The organism is Pantoea sp. GbtcB22 (assembly GCF_019091025.1).
Classification (GTDB): domain Bacteria; phylum Pseudomonadota; class Gammaproteobacteria; order Enterobacterales; family Enterobacteriaceae; genus Pantoea; species Pantoea leporis.
Map to the genome: position 1 here is coordinate 1 of NZ_JAGXKB010000890.1, position 235 is coordinate 235.

Genomic DNA, 235 nt, shown 5'->3' on the forward strand with positions numbered 1-235 from the left:
AAAGAGAAACCAAATTTTTGGATGCTTGGCCAGGAGGAGAAAATCAGCGAGACGATAATGCCGCCCATCACCAGCAACACGATAAGCGCGGATAGCTTCACCAGCGCGCCGAAAATCATGTCGCGTTGTTTACCGGGGGCTTTGAACGTCGGCTTAGTGGCAGCCATAGAAATTTCTGGTCTCAGGGGGATGTCAGGGCGGCACGCAGGCCGCCCATTGGGGTGGGCCAACCGCC

The 235-nt window shown here is 56.2% G+C and carries 1 pseudogene; it reads right to left on the reverse strand.

Going from position 1 to position 235, the window contains the following annotated elements:
• Positions 1–167: pseudogene (pstC, locus tag KVT28_RS26970) on the reverse strand (phosphate ABC transporter permease PstC); the annotation flags it as partial.
• Positions 168–235: the final 68 nt, after the last annotated feature.